At 37.8% G+C, this 21,243-nt stretch carries 18 protein-coding genes; 14 read left to right on the top strand and 4 right to left on the bottom strand.

The window, feature by feature from the left end; all coding sequences use genetic code 11:
* Nucleotides 1-2 precede the first annotated feature (2 nt).
* The 8 genes from rseP to AQF98_RS01115 all read left to right on the top strand — a co-directional run bounded on the left by rseP (nt 3) and on the right by AQF98_RS01115 (nt 7,153).
* Entirely contained in the window at nt 3-1,406 is a 1,404-nt protein-coding gene (rseP, locus tag AQF98_RS01150; protein ID WP_055130080.1) for an RIP metalloprotease RseP, read from the top strand.
* Nucleotides 1,407-1,446: 40 nt separating this feature from the next.
* Nucleotides 1,447-1,974 carry a Fe-S protein assembly co-chaperone HscB gene (gene hscB / locus AQF98_RS01145; protein WP_055130079.1) on the top strand — a complete coding sequence of 176 codons (528 nt, stop codon included), beginning with the start codon at nt 1,447-1,449 and terminating at the stop codon, nt 1,972-1,974.
* Nucleotides 1,975-2,032: 58 nt separating this feature from the next.
* A complete protein-coding gene (locus AQF98_RS01140; RefSeq protein ID WP_055130078.1) occupies nt 2,033-2,941 on the top strand; it encodes a LysR family transcriptional regulator in 909 nt (302 codons plus the stop codon).
* 53 nt (nt 2,942-2,994) lie between these two features.
* A complete protein-coding gene (locus AQF98_RS01135) occupies nt 2,995-4,194 on the top strand; it encodes a threonine synthase (protein ID WP_082434865.1) in 1,200 nt (399 codons plus the stop codon).
* A 90-nt stretch (nt 4,195-4,284) separates the two neighbouring features.
* Nucleotides 4,285-4,575 (top strand): DUF3817 domain-containing protein, encoded by a 291-nt coding sequence (locus AQF98_RS01130; protein WP_055130077.1) that lies wholly within the window; start codon nt 4,285-4,287, stop codon nt 4,573-4,575.
* Nucleotides 4,576-4,640: 65 nt separating this feature from the next.
* Nucleotides 4,641-5,636, top strand: coding sequence for a phosphotransferase enzyme family protein (locus AQF98_RS01125; protein ID WP_161805837.1), 996 nt, complete (start codon nt 4,641-4,643; stop codon nt 5,634-5,636).
* Nucleotides 5,637-5,781: 145 nt separating this feature from the next.
* Nucleotides 5,782-6,486 (top strand): M15 family metallopeptidase, encoded by a 705-nt coding sequence (locus AQF98_RS01120; RefSeq protein WP_055130075.1) that lies wholly within the window; start codon nt 5,782-5,784, stop codon nt 6,484-6,486.
* 67 nt (nt 6,487-6,553) lie between these two features.
* On the top strand, nt 6,554-7,153 hold the full coding sequence (locus AQF98_RS01115) for a 2OG-Fe(II) oxygenase (protein ID WP_055130074.1): 600 nt from the start codon (nt 6,554-6,556) through the stop codon (nt 7,151-7,153).
* Here AQF98_RS01115 and AQF98_RS01110 read toward each other — a convergent pair.
* A complete protein-coding gene (locus AQF98_RS01110) occupies nt 7,150-8,412 on the bottom strand; it encodes an amidohydrolase family protein (RefSeq protein WP_055130073.1) in 1,263 nt (420 codons plus the stop codon). The genes AQF98_RS01115 and AQF98_RS01110 overlap by 4 nt on opposite strands.
* A 190-nt stretch (nt 8,413-8,602) precedes the next feature.
* On the opposite strand from AQF98_RS01110, the gene AQF98_RS01105 reads away from it, so the two are divergent.
* Nucleotides 8,603-11,116, top strand: a complete 2,514-nt coding sequence (locus AQF98_RS01105) for a phosphocholine-specific phospholipase C (RefSeq protein ID WP_055130072.1) — start codon at nt 8,603-8,605, stop codon at nt 11,114-11,116.
* A gap of 112 nt (nt 11,117-11,228) precedes the next feature.
* On the opposite strand, the gene AQF98_RS01100 is transcribed toward AQF98_RS01105, so the two are convergent.
* Together AQF98_RS01100 and AQF98_RS01095 are read right to left on the bottom strand one after the other, a co-directional pair.
* Complete coding sequence (locus tag AQF98_RS01100; protein WP_055130071.1) at nt 11,229-11,948, bottom strand: LytTR family DNA-binding domain-containing protein; 720 nt, start codon at nt 11,946-11,948, stop codon at nt 11,229-11,231.
* Nucleotides 11,945-13,441 (bottom strand): sensor histidine kinase, encoded by a 1,497-nt coding sequence (locus AQF98_RS01095; RefSeq protein ID WP_055130070.1) that lies wholly within the window; start codon nt 13,439-13,441, stop codon nt 11,945-11,947. Before AQF98_RS01095 ends, AQF98_RS01100 begins: the two co-directional genes overlap by 4 nt.
* Before the next feature lie 653 nt (nt 13,442-14,094).
* Here AQF98_RS01095 and AQF98_RS01090 point away from each other — a divergent pair.
* Nucleotides 14,095-14,997: an ABC transporter ATP-binding protein gene (locus AQF98_RS01090; protein WP_055130069.1), complete on the top strand. Its 903-nt coding sequence runs from the start codon at nt 14,095-14,097 to the stop codon at nt 14,995-14,997.
* Between the two features lie 5 nt (nt 14,998-15,002).
* A complete protein-coding gene (locus AQF98_RS01085; RefSeq protein WP_161805836.1) occupies nt 15,003-18,512 on the top strand; it encodes a M1 family aminopeptidase in 3,510 nt (1,169 codons plus the stop codon).
* Between the two features lie 86 nt (nt 18,513-18,598).
* Here the strand turns inward: AQF98_RS01085 and AQF98_RS01080 are convergent, their stop codons facing one another.
* Entirely contained in the window at nt 18,599-19,027 is a 429-nt protein-coding gene (locus AQF98_RS01080; RefSeq protein WP_055130067.1) for an SRPBCC family protein, read from the bottom strand.
* 172 nt (nt 19,028-19,199) lie between these two features.
* On the opposite strand from AQF98_RS01080, the gene AQF98_RS01075 reads away from it, so the two are divergent.
* Genes AQF98_RS01075 through AQF98_RS01065 form a run of 3 tightly spaced genes read left to right on the top strand, consistent with a single transcriptional unit; the run spans nt 19,200 to nt 21,232 of the window.
* Nucleotides 19,200-19,541: a YciI family protein gene (locus AQF98_RS01075; RefSeq protein ID WP_161805835.1), complete on the top strand. Its 342-nt coding sequence runs from the start codon at nt 19,200-19,202 to the stop codon at nt 19,539-19,541.
* 6 nt (nt 19,542-19,547) lie between these two features.
* The gene (locus AQF98_RS01070; protein ID WP_161805834.1) at nt 19,548-19,988 is read left to right on the top strand and encodes a nuclear transport factor 2 family protein; all 441 of its coding nucleotides are present in this window, start codon (nt 19,548-19,550) and stop codon (nt 19,986-19,988) included.
* Between the two features lie 14 nt (nt 19,989-20,002).
* Nucleotides 20,003-21,232 carry a DUF6596 domain-containing protein gene (locus AQF98_RS01065; RefSeq protein ID WP_055130064.1) on the top strand — a complete coding sequence of 410 codons (1,230 nt, stop codon included), beginning with the start codon at nt 20,003-20,005 and terminating at the stop codon, nt 21,230-21,232.
* Nucleotides 21,233-21,243: the final 11 nt, after the last annotated feature.

Genomic DNA, 21,243 nt, shown 5'->3' with positions numbered 1-21,243 from the left:
ATATGGACGGACTGATCATGGCGGGCCAGCTTTTGCTGGGATTATCGATACTAGTAATTTTACACGAATTAGGACATTTTTTAGCCGCACGTGCCTTCGGAATAAAAGTTGAAAAATTTTATCTTTTCTTTGACGCTTGGGGCTTTAAACTTTTTAGTTTTAAAGTAGGTGATACAGAATACGGTGTAGGTTGGTTGCCTTTAGGTGGATACGTGAAAATTTCGGGTATGATAGACGAATCTATGGATACCGAACAAATGGCCTTACCTGCAGAACCTTGGGAGTTTAGATCTAAACCAGCTTGGCAACGCTTAATTGTAATGTTGGGTGGTATCATTGTCAATGTAGTTGTAGGTATTGTAATCTTCTGGATGCTTACCTTTAAATATGGCGAAACCTATATTACAAACAATCAATTGGCAAATGGAGTAACCCCTGGTATTATTGGTAAAGAAATTGGGTTAAAGGACGGAGATAAGATCGTGGCCATTAATGGTCAAAAAGTGGTTCGTTTCGAAGAATTGATCAGCTCTAAAGTTTTATTAGGAAGTCCGAAATTGACTATTTCTCGTGATGGAAAAGCAATCGATCTAAAAGTTCCTGAAAGTGTATTGAATAGTATCAGTAAACATGGTATTGAAGAATTTGTAGCACCTCGTATTGTTGCAGGAAAGATTACCGATGTAACTGACTATTCGAAAATAAAAAAGTCAAAAAGTATCTTTACCAAGATCAAGGAGCTTTTTGTAAGTCCTAAGCCAGAAACACCAGAGGCCTCGCCAGCATTAGAGGCAGGTATTAAAGCAGGAGATAGTATACTGTCTGTAAATAATAAACCAGTTCGCTTTTTAAATGACTTTACAAACGAAGTAGAGAAATTTCCAGGAAAAGTGATTAATATAGAGGTATTACGTAATGGCAACCCTTTAACACTTACGCCGAAAGTAAGTAAGGCAGGTACCATCGGTATTGCCATTGCTAGGGGTAAATTGCCAACTACACATATTGATTATGGTTTCTTCGAATCGTTTTCTGTAGGTACAACTAAAGCATGGACCACCTTTGCCGACAATGGAAAAGGTATCTGGAAAATGATTACCGGTAAGGTAAGTGCCAGAAACATCAGCAGTCCTATCGGTATTGCCAAAGTTTACGGTAGTGAATTTGATTGGGCAAACTTTTGGCGCTTAACAGGATTAATTTCAATGGCCCTGGCCTTTATGAACTTATTGCCAATACCAGCATTAGATGGTGGACACGTGGTATTTTTAATTATCGAAATGATTAAGGGTAAGCCATTGGGCGATAAATTTATGGAACGTGCCCAAGTAGTAGGTTTTGTCATCTTATTGAGCTTAATGGTATTTGCTTTTGGTAACGATATCCTAAAGATATTCGGTAAATAGATTTTAATCTTCACCCTGTTGCAGTGAAATAGTTAACAACATGAATTACTTTGAGCTCTATGAGCTACCCCTTAGTTTTAATCCAGACCAACAATTGGTAAAACAGAAGTTTTATGAATTGAGTAAAAAGTTTCATCCAGACTTTTATATTAATCAGAGCGAGGAGAAACAAAATGAGGTATTAGAGCTTTCTACTGTTAACAACAAAGCATTTCAGGTTTTAAAAGATCCGCAAAAACGTTTACCTTACATTTTAACCCTAAAAGGACAACTGGTAGAGGGAGAAAATTACAGTTTGCCCCAAAGTTTTTTAATGGAAATGATGGATGTGAACGAAGCCTTGATGGAAATGGAGTTTGATGCCGATCCGATCAAACTTGCAGAAGTGAAGGTTCAGACTACCCAAATAGAGAAGGAATTAGATCAAGAGTTACAGGTGCTTACCACAACTTTCGACCACAGTGATGGAAATGATCAAGAAGAAGTACTCAAAACTATTAAAGATATTTACTACCGCAATAAGTATTTATGGCGGATTAAAGAAAGCTTAAATAAGCTCTCGAAATAGAAATTGTTGACCAAACGATTTTGAGTTTTTACAGTAGGTTGTTGAAAATGTTGAAGATATGCTGTCTTTTAATCATCTTGTTTTTATAGAAGTTGCTAAACATTTAAGCTTTACCAAAGCAAGCGAAATCTTGTTCATCAGTCAGCCGGCCATTAGCAAACATATTCACAATTTAGAAGAGCATTACAAAACCCCACTTTTTGAACGCAAAAAAGGCGCAGTGTCGCTTACTGAGGCAGGTATCGTTTTGCAACAACATTTATTAACTGCCAGCTCACTAAGCAAACAGATTGAGTTCGAAATTGGCAGTATTCATAATCAACAACTGCTCAATGGCGAGCTGAAATTAGGGGCAAGTACTACCATTGCGCTCTATGTTATTCCTGCAGTACTTTCAGCATTTCGCAAACAAAATACAGCCGTTAAGATCAGCTTGGTCAATCGAAATTCAGAGAATGTAATGGAAGCTTTGATCCAGCATGAAATTGACTTGGCTATTATTGAAGGTAAAGAGAAGATGGCCAATGTAAACAGTCAATATTTCTTAACCGAAAAAGTAATTCCGGTATGCGCACCCAAGAGTTATTTAACAGCAAAATCTAAATATACCATTGCTGAGCTTAAAGAAATCCCCATTTCACTTAGAGAGAGAGGCTCAGGTACACTTGTTGCCATTGGGCAAGCCTTAGCCATTCACGAACTAAAGATCGCCGACCTGAACATCTGTATGCGGTTGGGTGGCACCGAGGCCTTAAAGAATTTTATTTTGGCCGATGACAGTTTGGGCTTTCTGCCTTTAAAAGCGGTAGCAAAAGAATTGGAAAGGGGAGACTTGGTTCAATTGGAAATAGAAGGTTTAAACATAGATAGGCACTTTTATTTTATCCAACGAATTGGCGAAGAGAACAGTGGGATCAATAAAGCTTTTATCAAATTCGCTAAAAATCATTATAACTTATTGTTATAGGTTATTCAAAAACGGTATTGGCTATATAATGTTAATCGCATTAATTTAGCCGTATGATCACAGAATTTTTAAATATCGACGCTAAAGCTATAACCATTGATTATGTGTTAAGCTGCCATGCTTGCGGACATCCTTATTACAAAAATCAATTGAATAGTTTCTGTACGCAATGCGGAAAGTCGCCAATTGAAGTTCAGTTTCAACTTAGCCCATTAATTTCTAAAAATGTAATTGACCAAAAGGAAAGATCAATGTGGCGCTATGCTAAATTGTTGCCTTTGTTGCACACAAGCAATCGAGTGTCGTTAGGCGAGGGTTACACACCAATCTTAAATATGGATCGAATGGCTGATCGTTTAGGATTGGACCAACTGTTGATCAAAGACGAATCGTTTAATCCTACAGGTTCTTTTAAAGCAAGAGGTTTGAGCATGGCCGTATCAAAAGCGAAGGAATTAGGGGTTGAGGCATGTATTGTACCTACCGCTGGTAATGCAGGTGGGGCGCTAAGTGCCTATTGTGCAAAAGCAGGGATGAAATCCATCGTAGTGATGCCCACACATACGCCAGAAGCCTTTAAAAAAGAATGCAAAGCCTTTGGTGCTGAGCTGATTTTGGTTGATGGTTTAATTAACGATTGTGCCAATGTAGTGGCCAATATTAAAAAAGACAACAACTACTTTGATATTTCTACCATGAAGGAGCCTTATCGCTTAGAAGGCAAAAAAACGTTGGGTTATGAAATTGCTGAACAACTGAATTGGGAACTACCAGACGTAATTCTTTATCCTGCTGGTGGTGGCACTGGGCTGATCGGAATTTGGAAAGCCTTTAAAGAAATGCAGCAAATGGGTTGGGTTAAAGAGATTCCTACCAAAATGATTGCCGTACAAGCAGAAAACTGCAGACCATTGGTTGATACCTTTAATGGACTACAGGAAAATTGCACTACCTACCAAGGGGCTCCAAGTATAGCTAATGGTTTAGCAGTTCCACAACCTTTTGCCGAAAAGATGATGTTAGAAGTGCTGGCTCAATCTAATGGACTAGCCTTGGCAATTTCAGAAACAGAAATTAGCGCTTGTGTAAAAGAAATTGCAGCAACAGAAGGAATGCTGGTTGCACCAGAAGGTGCGGCGTTACTGGCAGCTCTAAAATTGTTATTGAAAAATGGACAGATTAACAGTTCGCAAAAGATCCTTTTGCTCAATACGGGCTCTTGTTATAAGTACTTAGACAGTTTCGATTTTTAACAAATCCTGCTAAGTTAGTAGATTGTAAAAAAGAAAGATAGCCCAATAATAAAAGATTGCTTTGTTTACTTTTGTTACAAAGTAGCTCATATGACCTCATTAAACTTATTTAGAAAAGTAGCCGTTGCAGAAGGAATTTCCTATCTTTTATTATTGTTTATTGCCATGCCGCTAAAATATTTGGCAGATATGCCATTGGCAGTAAAATATACCGGTTGGGCTCATGGATTGTTGTTTGTACTGTATGCAGCTTGTTTGGTAATGGCCTGGCAAGAAACAAAATGGAAATTTGGTAAAGCGGTGCTGATCTTTTTAGCTTCTTTATTGCCATTTGCTCCTTTTATTGTCGACAAAAGACTCAAAGCAGAAGAGCCTGCTTAATTGCTATTGAATTAAAATAACCTTTTGCCTAACTCAATTCTGGTCTTTGACTATATTTGATGGCTATGGCTATTTTTCCTACTCAATACTCTACACTTTCTTCTGTTGCTTTAAAAGATTTTTTATCCCTAAAATATGGCTTAAAAGGTACTAATTGTAGGTTGCTCATCCACAATGTGAGTGATACCTATATCTTAGAAAGTGAACAGGAGAAATACATCTTTAAAATTTATCGAGATGCCCACCGTAAACTAGCGGAGATTGAGGCTGAAGTAGAATTGCTGACCATTCTAAATGCCAAGGGAGCAAAAGTTTCTTATCCTATTACAGCGCTAGATGGAGCTCAAATCCAATCGTTTAATGCGGCCGAAGGAACCAGGTATGGTGTATTGTTTACTTTTGCCAAGGGAGAAGTAGTACATGACTTAACTGACGAGCACCTTAAAACCTTAGGTAAGGAAATGGCTCTTGTTCATCAGATCAGCTCCTCAATTGAACTCAAAAACCCTCGAAAAGCATACAACGTTGATACGCTATTGTTGCAACCATTGGCTGTGTTTAAACCTGCATTTGAAGATTTGGAAGAAGAATACGCTTACCTCACAACAGTCATAACAAAAGTAGTGGCCGAAATGGAGCAGCTAGATCTCACCAAGTTTAGCTATGGCTATTGTCACTATGATTTTTTACCAAAGAATTTTCATTTCGAAAGTGCAAATGCACTTACTTTTTTTGATTTCGATTTTGCGGGGCAAGGGCATTTGGTGAACGATATTGCTTCATTCTATGTCCATTATTTTATGGAAGTGATGAATGGTAAAATGACACAACAAGAAGCAGATAGGGCCTTTGCTGTATTTGTAGAAAGCTACAGAACCATCAGGCCGTTGAGTGATGAAGAGCTAAAAGCCATTCCATATTTTGGTTTTGCTTTTTGGATATTCTACCTCGGTTTCCAGTACGAGAACTTTGACGATTGGTCTAGCCTGTTTTTTGGTCCGAAATTTTTGAAACAGCGAGTAGGGGTCATCAAACAATGGATGGATTGGTATATAAATTAGAAGCTAACTTCTCCAATTAAGCCTTTATAGCTGCTATTTAAGCCTATTTTTTATTGATTATTAAATTACAACTAAATTTTTAGTGTTTTATTATTCTACATTTGTAGAATATGTTCTATGTTTGTGTTTATTGAATCAAACAAGAATGAAAACAATTCAACTGATCACACTATTTGGGCTATGTTTAGCCTTTCAATTTTGCAGTAATGCTGCTTACAGCCAAAGCAAAGATTTTTTGATGGGGAAGTATGATTACACCAAAGACACCTCATTTGTTAAAGTGCCAACCCAATTTGCAAGGAGCAATGTTTACCTCAAAAAAGAAACCTATCAAGCATTTCTGCGCATGAGGGCAGCAGCCTTTCAGTCGGGCATTGATCTAAATATTATTTCAGGAACCAGATCATTTAACGACCAAAGGTCTAAATGGGAAAGCAAATGGTTTGCAAGTGAATTTGCTCCTATTAAAGATTCCCAGCAAAAGGTATTGAAACTATTGAGATGGTGGTCTATGCCGGGCACTTCAAGGCACCATTGGGGAACAGACCTTGATCTGAATAACATGAAGCCTGCTTACTATCAAACCACAGCTGGAAAAAAACTCTATAACTGGTTACTAAACAATGCTCCAAAATTTGGCTTTCAACAACCTTTTTGTGCCAATAGAACTAGTGGTTATCAAGAAGAAAAATGGCATTGGAGTTATGTACCCTTATCCAGAAACTATTTAAAAGCTTACATCAAGCAGGTCAGTTATGCCGATATCAATGGTTTTAAAGGTGCCCAAAATGCAAAAGATCTAGCGCTGATCAGCAATTGGGTATTAGGGGTTAATCCACGCTGTAAATAATAAAATAATTTGTAGTTAATTTAGTCTACCTTCACCAGTAGGCGATTTGCCAAATTAATCCATTTGATTGGAAGAAACCTTTAATACCCTCATCGATAGTTTCATTGAAAATAAAGTTGGGATAGCAAATGACTTTTTAAGCGTACAGCTTGCTGCACATTTAAAAAATAACCTCACTAATTTATATCAAGACAAGTTGATGCTTAGTGGCGGAACAGGCAATAAAAACACAATTGTACATGATCAGTTGGTGAGAAATGATGTGATCTATTGGTTAGATCGTAAGCATAACGACCCATACGAAAACACATTTTTCGATTTGATGGATCGTTTCGTTGCCTATTTAAATTTGAGCTGTTATACCGGGATTACAGGTTACGAATTTCATTACACCTTATACGAAAAGGGAAGTTTTTATACCAAGCACATCGATCAGTTTCAGCAAAATGGGAGTAGGGCCTACTCGATGGTGATGTATCTGAATGCAGATTGGAAATTGGCCGATGGTGGTGAGTTATGTATCCACCATGCAAATGGTGAACAACATATTGCTCCAGAAAATGGGAGATCGGTATTTTTTAAAAGTACAGATCTATTGCACGAAGTATTGTTAACCCATGTAACAAGAATGAGCATTACAGGTTGGTTAAAGGTGGGGAATAATTAGTTGGATTTATAGATTTTACCATCCTTCATTACAAATACAACTGCATTCACTTTTTTAATATCAGTTGATGGATCTCCCTTTACCGCAACAAGATCGGCCAATAGGCCTTGGCGTACACTACCTATTTTATCTCCATAACCAAAGGCTATTGCATTAACTGAGGTAGCAGAACGCAATACATCTATAGGTTTCATGCCATAAGCTACCATTAATTCCATTTCGCGGGCATTGGTTCCATGTGTAAACACACCAACATCGCCACCCATTAAAATGGTTACGCCGTTGCGTATGGCGGCTTCAAAGCTTTTCTTTTTGGCTGTTATTCTTGCAGGTTCAGGATCAATACCTTTTTTCCAACCATCGTATTGTAAAATGGCATCGCTTGCAGCCAATGTTGGGCAAAATGCTACGCCTTTTTCTTTCATCAACTTAAAAATTTCATCATCTCCTGCATCACCATGTTCAATAGTAGATACGCCACCCATTATGGCTCTGCGCATGCCTTCTTTGGTAGCTGCATGGGCTACGGTTTGTCTGCCACTACTTTTAGCTATGCTAGTGGCTAAGGTAATGGCCTCCGTATTAAAAGTGGGGGCAGCTACACCACCTAATCCCCAACGGTAATCTGCATAAATTTTAATCAGGTCAGCCCCTTTACCAATCTGGCTATAAACTTCGGTACTCATTTCTTCCAAATTACCCACTTCGGCAGCTCCTTGTGGCAAATCGAGGTCTGCATTTTTATAATTCGGTCCATAACTTCCTTTGGCTACAATTCCTTTGGTGGCGATGATCATTCTTGGTCCTTTAATAATCCCTTTCTCTATGGCTTGTTTTAAGCCCACGTCATCGTATTCCGAACCTTCGGTGCCTAAATCTCTTACAGTAGTAAAGCCTGCCAATAATGTGGCTTGGGCATGCATTACGGCGCCTGCAGTTCGTTCAGCTCTACTTTCTTTTAAAACTTGATCGTTCCACGGTGTTTCGTTATAAGGATGTAAGAATAAGTGCGAATGGCCTTCTATCAAACCAGGTAATAAAGTAGTGCCAGGCATTTCGATCACCTTTGTTTTGGCTGGTAGTTTAAAGGTCATGGCGCCCACTGCCTCAATCTTGTTCCCTTTTATTAAAACAACCCAATTTCGGTGTATATTTTCTCCATCAAAAACCTGATCTGGTTTTAACAAGTACAACGAATCTTGTTGTGCAAAAGCTGTGCTGCCTAACAAGAACAAAAAGAGAGACATTAAAAGTTTCATTCAGGTAAGATAAGAAAAATGAATAAAATCCAATCAAGGTCTGCCCTCTGTTAGGCTGTAACATCTATAATACCATAAACCACCTTTATATTAATTTATAGCTAACATAAAATTTAACGGCCGTCAGGATATTTGACTTCAAAAATAAGTAGGTCTTTTTAGCAATAGGTTAACCAATTAAATACAAACAATGGATTCGAGAAGAGAGTTTTTAAAGAAAGCAGCGTTGTTGTCTGGTAGTGCAGCCATGATGAACATGTTACCCCCAGTTATTCAAAGAGCGTTGGCTATTGATCCGGCTCTGGGTAGCACTTTTTACGATGCAGAGCACATTGTTTTTTTAATGCAGGAAAACCGCTCATTCGACCATCAATTGGGAACTTTACAAGGTGTACGTGGATTTAATGATCCAAGAGCTATTAATCTGCCAGACCAAAATAAGGTTTGGTTGCAGACCAATAAAGAAGGAGATACTTTTGGCCCTTTCCATCTAGATGTAAAGGATACCAAAGTGGCTTGGATGGGTTCTTTGCCACATGGATGGAGCGACCAAACCGATGCCATGAACAATGGCAAATATGATAAATGGCTCGATACCAAAAAAGCACGCAATAAGGCTTATGCCAATATGCCTTTAACCATGGGGTATTGCGACCGTTCGGATTTTCCATTTTACTATTCGCTAGCAGATGCATTTACGGTTTGCGACCATAATTTTTGTTCGAGCATAACGGGTACACACCCAAACCGTCATTATTGGATGACAGGTACCGTACGAGACCGGAATGAAGTTGCCGCAATGGCACACCTTTGGAACGTAACCAATTACGATTATCCAGAATTGGATTGGACTACATACCCAGAGCGCTTAGAAGAAAATGGCGTTTCTTGGAAGGTTTATCAAAACGAGTTGACCATGGGTTATGGTTTAAAAGGAGATGAAAGTGCCTGGTTAAGTAATTTTGGGACCAACATCTTAGAGTATTTTAAACAGTATAATGTGCGTTTGCACGAAGGTGGCATTGCCAATTTGCAAACCAAAAGAGAAAGCATTATTAAACAAATTGCAGATCTTGAAAAACAACCTGTTGACGATAAAACAACACAAAGATTGGCTGCTGCCAAAAAAGTGCTGGCCAATATCGAAACTGCACAAAGCAAATACACTACAGAAAGCTTTGAAAAACTATCAAAAAAAGGGAAAGCATTAAATGACAAGGCATTTGCAACCAATGTGAATGATCCGGCCTACCATGAACTAGATAGTTTGAAATATAATGACAACGGAACAGAGAGAGAATTAAAAGTACCAAAGGGAGATGTATTTCATCAATTTAGAACTGATGTAAAAAATGGAACCTTACCAATGGTTTCGTGGCTAATGCCGCCTGCACACTTTTCAGATCACCCTGGGCAACCTTGGTTTGGCCCTTGGTATGTAAGCGAAGCCATGGAAATTTTATTGCAGAACCCAGAAGTATGGAAAAAGACCATTTTCATTATTACTTACGATGAAAACGATGGCTATTTTGACCATATGCCACCTTATGTAGTACCTAATCCTTATAAAGAAAATACAGGTAAGGTATCTGCCGGAATTGATCCGAAGCTTGATTTTGTAACTAAAGCTCAACAGCACAATCCATCGGCAAACGAAAGCAACATTAGAGAAAGTGCAATCGGTTTAGGTTATCGTGTACCGATGATCATTGCTTCACCTTGGACACGTGGTGGTTTTGTTTGCTCAGAAATATTCGATCATACTTCATCTTTGCAGTTTTTAGAGAACTTTTTAGAAAAGAAACTGAACAAAAAAATTAAGGAAGAAAACATTACGCAATGGCGTCGCACCATTTGTGGCGATTTGAGTTCTGCATTTAGACCCTATAATGGCGAAAAGATAGAAAGTCCTGTGTTTTTGGATAGAAAGGCCTTTATCGAGGAAATCCATCAGGCTCAATTTAAACAAGCCCCTTCAAATTTTAAAAAATTAACAGCAACAGAAGTTGAACAGATCAACAATGACCATACCGCGTCTCCTTATTTTCCACAACAAGAAAAAGGAGTTCGTCCGGCATGTGCCTTACCTTACGAAATGTATGTAAATTCCAGTTTCAATAAAGAAAAGAAACAGGTTGAATTGGCATTTAGAGCCGGAAAGATCGTTTTTGGAGACAAAGCTGCTGGGTCGCCATTTAGAGTGTATGCAACTCGCCCTTATCAAAATGAAAAGCTAAGGGCATGGGATTACAGTGTGGCTGCAGGCGATACGCTTGTAGACAACTGGAACATCAACGACTTCGAAAATGGTCAATACCATTTGAAAGTTTATGGTCCCAATGGTTTCTTTAGAGAATTTAAAGGCAATAGTAATAATCCTTTACTACAAATTACCTGCGATTTAGAAAGAAATAAACTCAACGCAACCAAACCAACAGGAAATGTATTGGTAAGCATTGTAAACAAAGATAAAAGGGCACATGCCATTAGCATTAACGATAACAGTTATCAAACAGGTAGTCAGACAAAAATTATTGCTGCAGGCACAAAAATGAGCGTTGTACTTAATTTGAGTAAAAGCCACAACTGGTACGATTTCAGTGTGAAATTAAAAGACTACAATGATTTTGAAGAAAGATTTGCCGGACATGTTGAAACAGGTGCCATAACCAAAACCGACCCTTTAATGGGAAGAATGGTTTAATTTTTAATCTTAATCACTTTGGTTAGTAAGAACACTAACCAAAGCATTAGTGGACATTAAAACTATGTGGACTATGTTTCTATGTGGTCAAAATAATGAATGAGATACCAACTCATTCCTCCATATCCAATAATTGTTTAATAATTGGTTTGTAGTTTTTGCCAATAGGAACTTGTTGTCCATTCTTCAAAAAAATCATATTGCCTTCTAGGTAATGGACATATTTTTTGTTTAGGATAAAAGACTTATGAATGCGGACAAAAATATCTGGTGGCAGTTGTTCTTCAAAGCTGCTCAGGGTTCGTGGAGTTAGCAAAAATTCATTATCGCCCCAAACCTTTACATAATTACCCAAACTTTCTAGGTACTGTAGGTCATTGAGCTTAACCAGTATATGTTTTTTATCAGCTTTGATAGAAATTTGGTCGCCATCATTGGCCGGAGTAGGAGTGCTATGATTTGCCTTATTTTTGAGATCATAGTTTTCAAGCGCCCTATTTACTGCCTTTAAAAACCGATCAAACCTAAATGGTTTCAATAAATAATCGCAAACCGCTAGGTCAAAACTTTCCAATGCATATTCTTCGTAAGCAGAGGTGATGATGATTAATGGTTTACGTTGTAGGGTTCTTAGAAAATCTAAACCCGAAAGTTTGGGCATTCTGATGTCTAAAAATATCAGATCGATTTCGGTGCTACTTAAAAACTCAAATGCTTCGGTAGCCCTGTAGCACTGCCCACAAATTTGCAAAAAAGGGATGTCCTTACTGTATTCTAAAATTACCTCATGTGCCAAAGGTTCATCATCAATAATTAAACAACGTAAGCTCATGATAATTTGATATGGAGTGTTGCCTTAAAAATAGTGTTATTTGTACTGATATCCAATGTATGGACCTTTGGATATAAGAGATTTAATCTCTTTCTCAGATTGTCGAGTCCAATTCCAGGCTTTTGATTTTTTTCTTCAGGTTCTATCGAATTTTCGCAAATAAAGGTCACTTCGTGGTTTGTACAACTTAAAGATAGCTTTAAAAATGCAGCCTCTTCAGCCGGTTCAATGCCATGCTTAAATGCATTTTCAATTAATACGATAAATAATAAGGGTGCTATTTGTACCTGTTCGTTATCAATATGTTTTTCAAAACTAAGCTGCAATGGTCTTTTTAAACGGATTTGTTGCAGATCGATATAATCTTCTAGGTATTTAAGCTCTTGGGCAATTGTTACCCTTTCTTCTTGCCCCTTATAAATGGTATAACGCATCAATTCCGATAATTGCAAAATGCTTTCTGAAGTCTTTGCAGACTTTTGTAAACTCAAGGCATATAAATTATTCAAGGTATTAAAAAAGAAATGTGGGTTGAGCTGTTGTTTCAATAAATCGAGTTCAGTCTGCGATTTTTCTTTCTCTAAACTCAAGATATGTGTATTCTGTTTGCCCCATTGCAAGGCCAATACAATAGGTAAGCTTAGTGCGATAATGACCATGGCCCCAAAACCATTTTCCAATAAAAAGGGATTGAGTGAAAAGATATCGCGACCAAAAATTTGGTTAATGGGTAATAAGATTAACAATTGTCCGGCAATTGGATACAAGATGGCAATGCTAGCAAATGCACTTAAAATGTACAATACCAATCCTTTTTGTTTCAATATTTTAGATACCAATAACCTGCTGTTCAACAAAAAAAACAAATAGCCCAATAAGTACATCAATAAAAATTGGAAGGTAAACCCTAAAAAAGTCCAAAAATGGGTAACCAATTTAACTGGTGTAAATACAAAACCAATCAAGAGCCTTTCTTTGGTGTCGTACGCCGGATTACCAATACTAGACACAGCCATTGCCGATATAATGATGGAAAGTAGAACAATGCTCACCAACACGGCATTTTCTAAGCCAATTTTTTTAATCCATTTGATATGTTGTACCTTTTTTACATAAAAATAATTGGTTAATAAAAGTAGTTCAAGGAAAAAACTTCCAATGGCGGCTCCTATAAAAAGGCTAGAATCATGGCTAGAAAGGATAAAGATGCTTGCAACAGTAAATAGGGGTAAGCAGATCAGAAATGTACCAATCCATACTACTAAACGTTTATTGCTATTCAAATTGGCTAATTGATTTGGTTTGAACCATGAAAAAATAAGCCCTGAGAGTTGAGTAGGGAGAAGTACAGCCAAAGTAGTTAAATAAGTAATCCAAGAAACTGCACTCTTTTCCTGTACCTGAAAAATAGCTAGCCAGAGCCATAAGCCAACAAAAGCTAAAAAATCAATATACTTAAGTACATACTTGGCTAAACTAAAAGAAGTATTCATGATGTTAAAATAATAAAAGAACAACAAATATGCGAAGTCCTAAAATCTAAATGATGAAAGTAAGCTTATTCGTGATGAAGGGCTCATAAGTAAAAAGTATGAAGTAAAAAGTATAAAGACACAACGTTCATTAGTCATTAGTCAGAAAGTCTGTTGTCCGAAGTTAACGGACTTGAACTTTTAACACACAACCCACAACTTTTAACTTACTTCATTGGTTCATTGTCTTCGACAGGCTCAGACTGTCAAATTTATTTGTTCATTAATGTCATAGGTTCATTAGTTCAATTGTTCATTAAGCTATTTCCATCTTCCATCTTACGCCCTCCATCTATTTATTAGTATAGTAAAATATCCCAATTTTGTGAATACATTCAATCATCATCACATTTTGTGAACATTCATTACTTACAACTTATTACTTATAACGTACAACCCTTAACTTTCAACACCCGCTACCTCTTCCATCTTACCTTTTCCGTCTTCCATCCAATTACAATCTATTCCCTATTTCCCATTCCCCCAAACTTTCAACCTTTAACTTTCAACTTTTAACTCCGAGCCCCTTTCGTCACCATTTTCCTTTCCTTCATCACTTAAATTTATTCAGCTAAAAGCTACAGTCTAATTTGCGCCATTATAATAAAATAGACATGGAAAGACTAATTATACAAAACTTGAGTAAGAGTTATAGCAACGGTGTAAAGGCATTAGATAATGTTTCTTTAACTATTACTAACGGAATGTTTGGCCTACTTGGACCAAATGGAGCAGGTAAATCATCACTGATGCGTACATTGGCCACCCTGCAATTACCAGATACGGGTAAAATACTTTTTGATGGAAACGATATTGTTCAAAACCCACAGTTGATGCGGAGCCAATTGGGTTATTTGCCACAAGACTTTGGCGTGTATCCTAAAATATCAGCAACAGATTTGCTCAACCATATGGCAATTTTAAAAGGATTGCAAAATAAAAACGAACGCAATGAACAAGTAAAAGCGCTGTTGCAACAAACCAATCTTTTTGAAGTAAGAAAAAGATCGGTTAGCACTTTTTCTGGCGGAATGAGGCAACGATTTGGCATAGCACAAGCGCTATTGGGTAACCCGCAACTTATTATTGTGGATGAGCCAACCGCTGGATTAGACCCATTAGAGCGCAATCGCTTTCACGATCTGCTCAACGAAATTGGCGAACAAAGAGTGGTGATGCTCTCTACGCATATTGTAGAAGATGTAAATGATCTTTGTCCAGAAACAGCCATTTTAGCCAACGGAAAATTAATTCTACAAGGTAAACCCGCAGATTTAACCGAAAAATTAAAAGGACAGGTTTGGTGTAAAGAAATAGAAAAAGCTGTACTGAGCAATTACCAATCATCGTTTAATGTCATTTCAACCAGAATAGTAGCGGGTAAGATCCAAGTTTATGTACTGGCAGAAACTGCTCCAGGCGAAGGTTTTAAACCATTTTATCCAGGTTTAGAAGAAGTTTATTTTGCTGCCTTATTTGGTATGCAACAGAGAACGAAGGAGGGAGTGTCATGTTAATCTCTATGTTAAAGTTTGAACTGAAATATCATTTCGATCAGCTTTCTTTTATCATAGCTGGATTGTTGTTTTTGGTATTGGGCTGCTTCTCTGCCGTTCAGGGTGGCTTTGGCGGAAGTGAAATCCATAGAAATGCACCTTATGTAATTACCAACATTGTAGCGCTTTTTTCCTTACTCTCTATTTTTGCAGGTACCTTGTTTGGCGCAAACGTGGTTTTAAGAGATGTCATCTACAAAATGGATTCGGTAATATTTACAACTGCCGTTAAACGTTTCCCATATTTTGTGGTTAGGTTTTTAGGATTGTTGATTGCCGTTTTCTCACTATTGGTATTTGCGGTAATTGGCATTTGGTTTGGAACATTTTTTGTAGACAGTAGCCTGTTAGGTCCATTTGATATCGTTAATTATGTCTATCCATTGCTTGTTTTTGGTTTGCCTAACGTGTTGTTTGCTACAAGTTTGATTTTTTGTACAGCTATTGTCACCAAAAATGTGCGTGCCATTTATGCTGCGGGTGTACTATTATATATTCTCTATATGGTAGCCTCTATTTTGGGTAACTCGCCATTGTTGGCTACTTCAGCAAAAACTAACGACCCTAGTCTCTTGCCCTTTTTAATAGATCCATTTGGGTTAGCTTCTTTCTTTAGCGATACCAGAAGTTGGTCAGATTTACAACGAAACCAGCAGTTGTTTCCAATAAAAGAAGTGTTTTTGGCCAATCGCTTGTTATGGTTGTCTTTTAGTGGCTTGGTGATTACCATCAGCTACAGACTTTTTAACTTTAGGTTGCAGAGCCAAAAACAGCGCAAACAAAAAAACAAGGTTCAGCAACCAATTCAACTTGTGGCGTTTAAACACTTTAATGTTTTTCCATCGGGCTGGAGCTATAATTGTGCAGCCTTTAGGTCTCAATTTAAGTTAGAGGTAATTTCCCTATTTAAGCATATTCCTTTTATGGTAATGCTCTTGTTATGGATTTTCATTTTTACCGTAGAATTAAAAGACTCGATATTGCATGGACCATATGGCATTAAATATTACCCTACAACGGCTGCAATTATAGAAGAAATTCGCTCATTGAAATTTGGGCTGGTATTGCTCATCTTTTATGCTGCAGAATTGATTGCCAGAGAAAGAACAGCAAATATACAGGGCTTGATCTACAGTACCCCAGTAAGAAACACGGTATTGTGGGGCGCTAAATGTTTAACCTTGGGTGTATTGGTGCTTATTTTGGTAACTGCAAATATCGGAATTGGTGTTGCCGTGCAGGTATTTAATGGGTATTTCGATCTCGAGATGCCCAAATACCTCTCTCTTTACTATTACAGTGCATTCCCACTCTTTCTGTTTATCATTTTGATTGTTTTTATACAGAACCTCACCACAAACAAATATGTGGGCATGATGTTAAGCATAATCGTGGTGTTTTTGTTTTTATTTGCACCCAGATTGGGGATAGAGCATTTTCTTTTAAGGTTTGCTGCGGTGCCAGACCTCCAATTTTCGTTCTTTAATAATTTCGGGCATTATACAAAAGCATTTAACTGGTACATGTTATATTGGACAGGTTTTGCAGCTATTCTTTCGGTATTAACCATCGGGATGTGGCAAAGTAGCGTTCAAAGAACATTTTTAGATCGCCTAAAATCAGTGCCAAAATCAATTTGGAAATCGAAATTTGTAGTGCTAATTGGAGCCACTGTTTGGATTGCCTGTGGTGCATTCATTTACCAGCAGACCAATGTAATTGGCAAATATCAGAATAAAAAGACTGCACTAAATTGGAGAATTGATTACGAAAAGAAATACAAACCCTTTGCTGAACTGCCGCAACCCATTGTAAAAACCATTAAAACCCAAGTAGATTTGTTTACAGACGAGGGTAAATACCAGGTAAAAGGAACCTATCAGCTCAAAAATGAAAGTGGAAAACCCATTACCAAATTGTGGATTAGCCTAAACCCAACCGTTACCCATTTTGATATTACCATTGCCAATGCCGAAAAACAGGCAATTGACCAAACCTATAACCAACAATTTATCAATCTGAAAACACCATTGCAACCTGGTGCAGAATTGAAGATGGACTTTTCTTTTGAAGTGGTAAGATCGGGTTTTGTGCCTTTCGATAGCGAAAATTCGGTAGTATCTAATGGTTCCTATATCGAAATGGAGAAATTTGTTCCGCGTTTTGGTTACAACTATGGCTTAGAAATAGATGATGAAAGGGTAAGGAAAATGGCCGGATTGCCTCCATTTACCATCGCAGAGTCGTCAGATCGTGATTACCATTTAATTAATTTAGAGACCACCATTTCTACAGCTCCAGATCAGCAAGTGGTTACTGTTGGTACATTACAAAAATCGTGGACAGCCAATAACCGTCGTTATTTTACCTATCAAACAGCAGAACCGATCAGGTTTATGTTTGCACTGAGCTCGGCACGTTACCAGGTTAAAACCGAAGTTGCTAATGGGGTAACACTGCGGGTTTATTACCTAAAAGGACACGAATATAATGTAAATACCATGTTTAAGGCCATTAAAGATGCCTTGGCCTATGGCAGTGCCAATTTTAGTCCTTATCCATTAAAACAATTCGCCCTTGCAGAAATTCCACAATATAAAGGAGCTGCAACGGCCTATATGGGAGCTGTTTTTAATGCAGAAAAAATCAATTACCTCACCGATTATAGCAATGAAAACTTGGTGAACCAGAGTTACGCAATTACCGCACATGAGGTAGGGCACCAATGGTGGGCAAACAAAATAATGCCAGTTGACGGATCTGGAGCAGGTATGTTGACAGAATCTTTGGCCAAGTATACAGAAGCCATATTGGTAGAAAAGAATTTTGGCAAAATGTATTTGAGCAATTACCTAAAAGACGACAATAATCTTTATTTCGTAAACCGTGATCCTAATCAAAAAGAACTTCCGTTGGCAACAACCTACCAACAAAATCATGTGCATTACCAAAAGGGTGGACTGGCCCTGTATGCAACTAAAGAAATTTTGGGAGAAGCCGCCATGAACCAAACTTTGCGCAATTTGATAGCCCAACATGCAAGCCCACATCAAAAACCCAAAACAGAAGATTTAATCGGAGCGTTTTCTCAATTGGCACCAGCAGATCAGAAAAGTTTTATAGACGATAGCTTTAACAAAGTAGTAACCTACCAAATGAAAGTATTGGTTTTGGACTGCAAAGCAATTGAAAATGGCAAGTTTAAGGTAGATCTACAAGTGAATGTAGGTAAATATCAACAGGGTGTAGACAAACTATTGCCACCAGATATGGATGTTGATCTTGCTTTTTTTGATCAGGTAGCACTAGAATGGAACAAGAATACCAAACCCATCTATTTCAAAAAGATCAGATTTAACCAATTGGAAACCAAGCTGAGCATGGTGTTAGATAAAAAGCCAAAAGCTGTAGCAATTGATCCCTATGGTTATTTGTTAGATGGAAACTTAGCAGACCATATCCAAACCATTAAATAATTTCTTTATCAACTACCTATGAAAAAACAAGCCCTAACATCTTCGCGATGCTAGGGCTTGTTTATTTGTGGTTGATCTATTAGAACCTAAAGATTGGTTTCTGTATATTTTTTAAAATTATTCAAGATCGATTGCCAGCCACCTTGCTGCATTTCAATTGGATTTGTCTCTTCGGCATCAAAAGTTTCTACAATGGCCGTGGTATCACCATTGTCGGTAAAAGAAATTTTTACGGTTCTACCATCAGCCATTACATAGGCAATGAATTGGTGTGTTTCAACAGCGGTATAAACTCCTTCAAAATCAAAACTCATACTCCCATCTTTAGCGGCCATGGTGGTTTTAAATTTCCCATCTTGGCGCAGGTCGTTGTCGGCATAAGGCGCATGCCAATCATCAGATGCGTTTGTCCATTTGGTAATGTGTTCAGGCTTTGTCCAAGCTTCCCAAACTTTTGCTACTGGTGCATTTACAGTGGTCTGTACTGTAATTGCGGTTCTATTTTTTGTTTCCATATTTCAATGTTTAAATGAATAAACTAAAGGTAAGGCAACTTTTTTTAAATATTGAGGGTTAAATGCGTCATTTATCGGGGGCATATTGGAGTTAAATAAATAATTTGAAAATAAATTTGATGAAGATGTCCGGAAAAGATGAACTTTAGCTACTATACCAAAAACAATGATCATGAAAAAATTTTTATTACTGATCCGTGAGGATATTGCCCGTTTACAACAAATGTCTGAAGAAGAAATAGGACAGGACATTGCAGAGATGACCAGTTGGGTAGAAGAGTTGGCCCAACAAGACCTTTTTGTTGCCGGAGAACCGTTAGAAAACGAATCTAAACTGGTAGGCCAAGTAGCAACCGACGGGCCATTTGTAGAAGCTCGTGAAGGCATTAGTGGTTATTTGATGATTATGGCAACAGATTTAGCGCATGCTGCACAATTGGCTAGCCAATGCCCACATGTGCTGCAACAAAAAATAAGTATTGAAGTTCGTCAGATTATGGAAATTGAAAACTAGATGATCATGAAATCTTTGTATCGTTTGAGTTGGGTAGTAGCATTAACTTTGGTATTGGGTTGTGCCGAAAAAAAGAACCCACAAGCAGAAATTGCAGCACAGAATTTAAATAGTGCAAAAGCCTTGTTTGCTGCCTTTAACCAGCACGATTGGAATAAAATGGCCGATTTTTATGCAAAAGACGCCCTGTTTCTAGACCCTGCCTACGGAAAGACTTGGGTAAAGAAAAACCACGAAGAGTTCATGGACAATTATAAGTGGATGCAAAAAAGTGCTCCAGACATTAAAGATGAACTTACAGCAATATTTGCTGCAGATGATAAAGTGAGCATTCAATTTACATCTACCGGAACAACCGAAGGCCAGCAATGGTCAATTCCAATTAGCACCATTTTAACATTTAAAGATGGAAAGATCATCAAGGATGCTACATATTATGATAAGTAAGCTATTTGTGGCTAATGACTGATGAACCTACGTTGATATTGGCCAAGCTGTACCGAAGCTATTTCGGTAAAATGTTAAGTGCCTTAATTTACCATACTGGCATTAAAGACATTGCCGTATGTGAAGATATTGTGCAAGAAGCATTTGTAATAGCCGCCGAAAAGTGGAGCCAAAATTTACCAGACCAGCCAGAAGCTTGGTTGTATAAAACCATTCGTAACATCGCCTATAACACACTAAAAAAAGCAAACAAAAAACAATTGTTTGAAGAAGATTACCAGATACCCATTCAATGTGCAGACAACGAACTACAATTGCTCAAAGTATTGTATGTATGTGCGCAATCAGCGTTTTCGCCAAAAATACAATTGATTGTTGCCCTAAGGTATATCAATGGTCTTCAGGTTAAACGCATAGCTGCCTTGTTGGGTACAGACGAAGACAGTATCTCTAAAGTACTTTACCGTTGGCGTGCAGAAAGCAAAAACCACCAATGGGATTTTGAACAAGAAGTAGATTTTAATAGAGAACCACAACTCAAACGGGTACTCAAAATTGTGTATGTGATGTTTACAGAAGGCTTTAAACTTTCTGTAAAAGGTACATTAACCGATCAAGTCTTGTGCGAAGACGCCTTGAGTATATTGCAAACCCTCATTAAAATGGGAGTAAGTGCAGCCAGAGAAGTTAAAGCCCTGTATGCACTTTTGCTCTACCATTTGGCCAGAAGCTGCTCTAGGTTAAATGCGATAGACGAATTGGTAGAGCTGGCCGAACAAGACCGTTCTTGTTGGAACAAAGAAATGATTGCCGTAGCCAATGGTTATTTATTAGAGTCGAAACGAGAATCTAAAAAGAACAGCAGCTATCAGCTAGAGGCGGCCATTGCTTACTTACACACCTCTGCACTAACATTTAATGCCATTAATTGGCCACAGATTGCCCATCTATATACCAAACTTCAGCAATTGAATCCTTCGCCATTTATTACGCTTAACCATGCGGTGGCTTTATATCTTGGCGGAGCGTACGAAGCAGCTGTGCAGTTGCTTAATGGATTAAGTACCAACAATTTTTTTAAAAACCATCATTTATTGCATTGCTTTTGGGCAAAAATATATCAAGACCAGCAACAATTGATCAAAGCCTTAAGCCATTATCAAGAGGCCCTTCTTTGTCCCATCAATGCCTTAGAAGAGCAGTTTATCAAAAAGAAGATGGCAGCCATCCAGTTGTTAAATTAGTTCAATGGCTT

The organism is Pedobacter sp. Hv1 (genome assembly GCF_001412215.1).
Taxonomy (GTDB): domain Bacteria; phylum Bacteroidota; class Bacteroidia; order Sphingobacteriales; family Sphingobacteriaceae; genus Pedobacter.
This window is presented reverse-complemented; position numbering and strand designations above follow the sequence as displayed.